The 7277-nt window shown below is 68.2% G+C and carries 4 protein-coding genes; 3 read left to right on the forward strand and 1 reads right to left on the reverse strand.

The genetic code is table 11. The annotated features are described in order from the left end of the window. Positions 1–158 precede the first annotated feature (158 nt). The 3 genes from D7W82_RS22745 (at position 159) to D7W82_RS41035 (ending at position 5921) form a co-directional block, all read left to right on the forward strand. A complete protein-coding gene (locus tag D7W82_RS22745; protein ID WP_120620356.1) occupies positions 159–1973 on the forward strand; it encodes a serine/threonine-protein kinase in 1815 nt (604 codons plus the stop codon). 129 nt (positions 1974–2102) lie between these two features. Continuing rightward, a complete protein-coding gene (locus D7W82_RS22750; protein WP_120620357.1) occupies positions 2103–4301 on the forward strand; it encodes a serine/threonine-protein kinase in 2199 nt (732 codons plus the stop codon). A gap of 225 nt (positions 4302–4526) precedes the next feature. After that, entirely contained in the window at positions 4527–5921 is a 1395-nt protein-coding gene (locus D7W82_RS41035; protein ID WP_233587878.1) for a serine/threonine-protein kinase, read from the forward strand. Here the strand turns inward: D7W82_RS41035 and D7W82_RS22765 are convergent. Continuing rightward, entirely contained in the window at positions 5918–7156 is a 1239-nt protein-coding gene (locus D7W82_RS22765) for a nitronate monooxygenase family protein (RefSeq protein WP_233587879.1), read from the reverse strand. The genes D7W82_RS41035 and D7W82_RS22765 overlap by 4 nt on opposite strands. Between the last annotated feature and the right edge of the window lie 121 nt (positions 7157–7277).

Below are 7277 nucleotides of genomic sequence, written 5' to 3' on the forward strand. Positions count from 1 at the left end.
GTGCATCGGCGAGGGCGGTCGGGAGGAAAAGGACCGCCTCACTGGAAGTACGGGGAGCTCCGCGTCGGCTGGCAGACGAGCAAACAACCGGCAAGCCCCCAGTGCACGCGACGGCGTCCCCGGGCTCACGGTACTGTCAGCGCAAAACGAGCTTTTCCATGAAGACGCGAAGAATTCCGGAGACGGGGGCACACCGGGCGCCGACGGAGCGGGAGGTGCCGATGGCGGTGGCACCCGCGGCGCCGAAGGCGGATCCGCTGCTGGGGGCGCAGCTGGGTGAGTTCATCATCCAGGAGCGCATTGGCGCGGGTGGGATGGGGGTGGTGTACCGGGCGGAGCACCCCATCATTGGCAAGCAGGCCGCCATCAAGGTGTTGCGCGCGGAGTTGATGTCGCCGGAGCAGGCGCAGCGGTTGCTGGTGGAGGCACGGTCGGTCAACGCCATCCGTCACCCGGGCATCCTGGACATCTTCAACTTCGGGTCATTGCCGGACGGGCGGCCGTACGTGGTGATGGAGCTGCTCCAGGGCCAGTCGCTCGCGGAGGTGTTGCGCTCGCGGGGACGGCTGGACGTGGGGACGGCGGTCTGGATGTTGGATCAGATCCTCTCGCCGCTGGGGGCGGCGCACCGGGCGGGCGTGGTGCACCGCGACCTGAAGCCGGCGAACGTGTTCATGGCGGAGCGGCCGGACGCGGCGCCCATGCTCAAGCTGGTCGACTTCGGCATCGCCAAGGTGCTGCAGTCGCAAGAGGGACTGACGCACGCGGACGGCTCCGTGTTGGGGACGCCGGACTTCATGGCGCCGGAGCAGGTCCGCGGCGGCGCGGTGGGCCCTGCCACGGACCTGTATGCGCTGGGCGTGATGGCGTTCCAGATGCTCACCGGCGCGCGTCCGTTCCAGGGAGACAACGTGCAGGTGTTGTTCGCGCACGTCGAACAGGCACCGCCGCCGCCCTCGTCGAAGGTGGAGGGCATTCCGCCAGAGCTCGACGCGCTGGTGCTCCACTTGTTGGAGAAGGCTCCGGCGAAGCGGCCTGCCTCCGCGGAGGAGGTGCGGCAGAGGTTGAAGACGCTGTCCCTGGAGCGGCCTCCGGATGCGCTGGGACCTCCCGTGGCGGTGGAGCCGAAGCGGGAGGAGCCCACGTCTCCTACTGCGCCCCGGCCGCCTGGGCTCGCGGATCGCCGGAAGGTGGCGCCGCTCGCGGCGGCGGCGGTCGCGGGGGTGGCGCTGCTGGGCACGGGGCTATGGTGGATGACGCGGCCCGCGGAGGCGCCGCCCAAGGTGGAGCAGCGTCTGCCCATGCCGGTTCCGTCCGTGGTGAAGGCGCCGGATCCGGTGGTGCCACCCGCGCCGGATCCGGTCGTGACAGCCGAGCCCGAACCGGAGGCGCCCGAGGAAGAGACGCCGGAGACGGAGACGGAGGTGAAGACAGGACTGCCTCCGCTGCCGCTCACGACGGCGTCAGGGAAGAAGCTGGCGCGGCGGCTGTCCGGGTTGTTCAAGCAACAGCGGGCGCGAGCGAAGGACGTGGACGAGGAAGGCGAGCTGCGCGGCAAGCTGATCCACCAGTACCGGGCCGCCGCGGACGCGACAACGGAGGCCGAGCGCGCGCGGATCCATGCCGCGCTGGATGGCATCGAGAAGGAACTGACCCAGCGCATCGCCTTGCATGACGCGCCGCCCGTGGTCGTCGTCCCGGAGATGCCCAAGGTCCCGCCACTCGTGCTGCCCTCACTGCCCACCCTGCCCCGGACCAACGTGTCCGAGCAGAGGCTCGCCCAGCGATTGGACAAGCTGGTCGCGGAGCTGCGCAAACGCACGAAGGGCCAGGACGTCGCGCCGGACCTCGCGCGGAAGCTGGTCGGCCTCTACACGGAGGCCGCGAAGGCCGAAACCGCCACCGAGCGCACGGCGTTATACCAAGCCTTGTACGACTGGGAGGAGCGACTGAAGGCACGCTTGCCAAAGTAAGCCTTCGCCAATCCCTGGCGGGTATGGAATTACATCCCGGCAGTCATTCGCGACCCGCCACCACCCCAAGCTGGTGGGTTGTTTGGAATCAGGGGAAATGCGCGGCTATGGTCCGCGCGAACTCCCCCCATGAAAACCCACCGTCATTCCAATCCCGACGGGGCGACGCTCACCCTGCGGAAGACCGCATCGGCGGAGACCACGCCTCTCGTGGATCCGCTGCTCTCTTCACAGATTGGTGACTTCACCGTCGAGGAGCGGATCGGCGCCGGAGGGATGGGGGTCGTCTACCGGGCCACCCATTCCCTCATCGGTAAGCAGGCCGCCATCAAGGTGCTGCGCGCGGAGCTCGTCTCTCCCCGGGTGCATGAGCGGCTGCTCGTGGAAGCCCGTGCGGTGAATGCCATCCGGCACCCGGGCATCATCGACATCTTCGGCTTCGGCAAGCTTCCGGATGGGCGCCCCTACGTCGTGATGGAGCTGCTGGAGGGCCGGCCTCTCTCCGAGCTGATGTCTGACCAGAAGCGGTTGGACGTGCCCACCGTCCTCTGGATGTTGGATCAGATCCTCTCAGCGCTGGGGGCGGCACACCGGGCGGGAGTCGTGCACCGGGACCTGAAGCCAGCGAACGTGTTCATGGTGGAGTCACCGAACGCGGCGCCCACAATCAAGCTGGTCGACTTCGGCATCGCCAAGCTGCTGGAGAACAGGGAGAGTCCGACGACCCTCGATGGCTCCGTGCTGGGCACGCCCGAGTTCATGGCGCCCGAACAGATCCGCGGCGGCACGGTGGGCCCGGCGACGGACCTCTACGCACTGGGCATCATGGCGTTCCAGATGCTCACCGGCGTGCGGCCCTTCCAGGGCGATCCCGTCCAGGTGCTGTTCGCCCATGTCGACAAGGTCCCCCCGCTCCCGTCCTCGCGCGCGGAGGGGATTCCCCCGGAGCTGGACACACTGGTGCTCCAGTTGCTGGCGAAGGACCCCGCCCTGCGCCCACCCTCCGCCGAGGCCGTGCAGCAGCAGCTTCAGCGGGTGCCCGCGGAGTCGCGCACCCAACCCTTCGCAAGGCCCCCAGGCCTGAAGCCCAAGGCGTCCACGCAGCGCCAGGCCCCTGTGTCCAAGCCCGCCGAGGCCCGTGTGCCCCCTCGTGCGCCGGTCGCGGCTGCGGGTGCTGAAGACTCAGGGACGGAGACGCTCCAGACCCTCCGGCGTCCACTGCACCGGGGCTGGATGCTGGGCGGCGCGGCGTTGCTCGTGGGACTGGGGACTGGAGCGTGGTGGCTGAGCCACCCGGTTGCTCCGGATGAAGCGGTCCCCACGCAGATTGCGCCCAAGCCTGAACTCAAGCCCAAAACCGAGCCTACGAACGAAGTTCGCGTCGAGCAGTCCACTCCGGAAACTCTCCAGGACGTAGCCACCACCGTGCCCGCACGCTCCAAGAAGGAGGAAGAGCCTGCTGGGAAGGTCGGAGATGCTCCGCCCGAGCATGAGGAGGAAGGGTCTCATTCCCAGCCCTCTCGCACGGGAAGAACCATTTACAAGCCCAAGGTCGCCACACCGTCATTGCCGGAGCCCATCCCCGCGGTGACTCCGGAGCAGCCCATCGTGGCCCAGGGCAAGGCCACTGTGACCGATGTCACAGAGTCGGAAGGCAAGCCCTTCGTGGCGCCAACCGCTCCGTCCCAGACGGCGACACCGACGCCAGCCCCCGTTGTTTCAACAAGCGCCGCGCCCCGTGCCGCGATGCCCGAGCTTCCCAGGGACACCTCGACCCAGAAGGCCCTGGCAGACCGGCTGACCAAGCTGTTCAACAAGGTCCATGCCCCGAGCCCGAAGGGGAGTCCTCCCAAGGAGCTTCTAGACGATCTGATGTGGCTCATGCGCCAGGCCACCAACGCCAGCACCGCCACCGAAAGGACCGACGTCACTACGGGTGCCTACGAATGGGAAAAGCGCTTCGATCAATGGCGGGAATTGCCCGCCGAAGCGCCGATCGCCATCGCGCCATCCCTGGTCGGTCCGCCAAAGCCACGACCTGCCCCTGCGTCTCCTTCGGAGCAGACGTCGGGACAGCATCCCCTCGGTCCCCTGCCGGAACTGCGAAGAACGACGCCCCAAGAGGCGCGGCTTGCGAACCGAGTGGAGTATCTCACCCGTGAGTTCCTACGCCGAACAGCGGGCGCTCGTAGCTCTTTGGATATGGAATGGCAGCTCCTGCGCTTCCATGAGCGTGCCTCTCAGGAACTGACCGCCACGGAGCGCATGGCGCTCCAACAAGAAATGGACAAGTGGTTCGAGGAGCTGAAGACACGCTACGCCCTCTGATCATTTCTTCCCCATGGGAAGTCAGACACGACCCCATGGGTCAGGCCGTCCCAGGAGATCCTCCACATCGGGATCCGCCGACCAGCGGATGTTTGAAAGCCTTGGGAGCGCGTGCCTATGGTTCGCGCGCCAGCGCCCCCCATGAAAAGCCCCCGCTCTTCTCCAAGCGATGCCACCCAGAACATTCGGTCCCCATCGCGGGTCAGTGCGCCACCGGATCCTTTGTTGGGTTCGCAGTTGGGTGAGTTCGTCGTCCAGGAGCGCATCGGCGCGGGCGGCATGGGCGTGGTGTACCGCGCCGTGCACCCGCTGATTGGCAAGCAGGTCGCCATCAAGGTCATGCGCGTCGAGATGGTGTCGCAGCAGCAGGTGCAGCGCCTGCTGGTGGAGGCCCGCGCGGTCAATGCCGTCCGGCATCCGGGCATCATCGACATCTTCGGCTTTGGCACGCTCCCGGATGAGCGTCCCTACGTCATCATGGAGTTGCTCCAGGGACGGGCGCTCTCCGACTTCGTCCGCGCGAAGCGCCCCATGGACCTGGAGTCTGTCGTCTGGGTCATGGACCAGATGCTCTCCGCGCTGAGTGCCGCACACCGCGCAGGCGTGGTGCACCGCGACCTGAAGCCACCCAACGTCTTCATCGTGGAAGCGCCATCGACTCCGGCCGCCGTGAAGCTGGTCGACTTCGGCATCGCGAAGTTGATGGAGTCGCGCGACAAGCCACTGACGGCGGATGACATGGTCATCGGCACGCCGGAGTTCATGGCGCCCGAGCAGATCCGCGGCGACACCGTGGGGCCGGCGACCGACCTCTACGCGGTGGGCGTGCTGATGTTCCAGTTGCTCACCGGCGTGCGCCCCTTCCAGGGCGAGTCCGTCCAGGTGATGTTCGCGCACCTGGAGCAGGCGCCACCGCTGCCTTCGTCGCGCATCCCGGGACTGCCACACGAAGTGGACGCGCTGGTGCTCCAGCTCCTCGCGAAGAATCCCGCGTCACGGCCCCCTTCCGCCGAAGCCGTGCGTGAGCAACTGAAGCGCATCCCGCTGCGCTCGCCTCCTCGCGCCCCATCCCTCACGAAGACCGAGATCCCGCTACCGGCGGGTGACAGCAATACGCCCAGCACGCAGGAGGCACTCAAGGCCATCCGCCAACCTCCGGGCTTCGGCTGGGCGTTGCTCGGAGCGCTGGTACTGCTGAGCGTGGGAGCCGGCGTCATCCGGCTCCGCGCCGTGCCGCCATCCGAGCCGCCTCGCCTCGAAACCGCACTCGACGCGGGGCCAGTGGAGCCCAAGCCTTCCGAGCCCAAGCCTCCTGAGCCCAAGCCTCCTGAACCCAAGCCTCCTGAACCAACGTCTCCTGAACCAACGTCTCCCGGGCCCACTCCGCCCCGGAGCAAGTTCGCCCGGGAGAAGAAGGAACTTCGTCAGCGCATCCAGAGGCTTCGCGCGGAGTTGCACCGCAGGAGCGCGGGCAGTCCAGAATCCACGGCGCTGAGGAACTCGCTGTACACGATCGAGCAGTCCGCGAACCACGCGCGAAACGCAGAGGACTACGCGGGGGCCAAGTCCGCACTGGACGACTGGGAAGACCGCCTCGAACAGCGCTTCCCCCCGCGCTAACCCCGGTCCTCCTCGTCCGCCTCATCCAACCCCTCCGGCGATTCCAACAACCGCCGGGCCCGCTCCATCATCTCCACGACGATCTGCCCGGCGGGCTGCACGGTGTCGATGCGCGCCATGCTCGCGCCTCCCGCCGGGAGGCTCATCTCCTCCAGGTCACCCTGCGTGTCCGGCGTGGGCAAGAACGAGCTGAACTTCGGCATCACGTACTGCACGTCCAGCACGCCCGGGAACAGTCGCGTCGTCCCGATGGCCTCCGACTCCGTCTTCGCCGGCACGCTCGACTCGCGCCCCGCCCACTCGCGCACCACGCGGTTGCGGATCACCCGCATGCGCTTGCCCGGCCACTCCGGCCCGAACAACGTCGTCATCGCAGTGTCGCCCGCGTCCCCGTCCACCAGCCGCTGCTTGTAGAGCGGATGCGCGTACGCCTCCACCGACGCCACCAGCCGCGTGCCCACCCAGACGCCGTCCGCGCCGTGATGCAGCGCGCGCGCCGCACTGAACCCGTCCGCGATGCCTCCCGCCGCCAGCACCGGCACCGCGTCCGTCAGCTTCCGGAACTCCTTCAGCAGCTCCAACGTCGGCGTGCTGCCCAGGTTGCGCCCGCCCGCCTGCCGCCCCTGGGCGATGAGCCCCTCCACCCCGGCGTCCAGCGCCTGCCTCGCCAGCTCCACCGTGCCTGCCTGCACCCAGACCCGCGTCCCCGCGGCCTGCAGCGCTTGAATCCACTCGCGCGGCGGCAACGTCCAGTGGAACACCACCACCGGCACCTTCGCCGCGATGCACGTGTCCACGTGGTCCCGCGTCGTGAAGCCCTGGGGCTCCAGCTTGTCCATGATGAAGTCCACGCCATAGGGCCGCCGCGTGCCCGCCTGGATGGCCTTCAGCCGCGCCTCCAACACTCCCGGCGGCTCCGGCGCCGTGCCCAACATTCCCAGGCCGCCCGCTTCGGACACCGCCACCACCAGCGGAGGCAGGGACACGAACGCCATGCCTGCTCCGACGAAGGGATAGTGGATGCCCAGCTCGCGCGTCAGCCGCGTCCTCAGCGTGTTGCCCTCCAACACGTAGATGGGCTTCGACTTCGGACGGGCCTCCAGGCCCCCGGCATCGGATTCGCCGTCCGGCTGCGACGCCTCGTCCTCGGAGGAAGCAGAGGGCTGGCCGGGTCGTCCGTCGTTCGCGCCGTTCATCGCGTCTCCCGAAAGGATGCTGACGTACCGAGCCTTCAAGATTACCAGCGCCGACCCCTGATTCAGCCGCGGCCGGGCGGGGCCGTGCTCACTGGCCAGCAGAGCGGCCTCACTCCTCCGGGATGAGGCCGCCGGGCCCCAGCCCCGCGTCCGTCAACAC

The organism is Corallococcus sp. CA049B, assembly GCF_003611685.1.
Taxonomy (GTDB): domain Bacteria; phylum Myxococcota; class Myxococcia; order Myxococcales; family Myxococcaceae; genus Corallococcus; species Corallococcus coralloides.